Source organism: Pseudoalteromonas sp. T1lg23B, from assembly GCF_002964665.1.
Classification (GTDB): domain Bacteria; phylum Pseudomonadota; class Gammaproteobacteria; order Enterobacterales; family Alteromonadaceae; genus Pseudoalteromonas.
Window position 1 is genome coordinate 1 of the sequence record NZ_PQBZ01000032.1, and the last position, 261, is coordinate 261.

Here is a 261-nt window from a genome sequence, read left to right on the forward strand (position 1 = left end):
GTGGTTGTCCCATCACTCTCAGTGGTCACACTGAATACTTCAAAGTCACTACTGCCATCAACATCACGAATAGTGATATTACCACTACCCAAAGCAATATTTTCATCGAAGTCGATGACAATGTCGTTACTGACTGAAACATTGGTATCGCCATCGCTAGGTGTGGAGTTTGCGCTGTCAAACGTAGGCGCGGTAACATCCGCCGTTGTAAAATTAAAAGTGGTATCGTCGCTAATACCCGCGAAACTGTTGCCTGAGGTG

The 261-nt window shown here is 45.6% G+C and carries 1 protein-coding gene; it reads right to left on the reverse strand.

Annotation, left to right across the window (positions count from 1 at the left end):
- Positions 1 to 261: Ig-like domain-containing protein (locus tag C2M32_RS08570; protein ID WP_158678177.1), on the reverse strand; the 261-nt coding region annotated here is incomplete at both ends.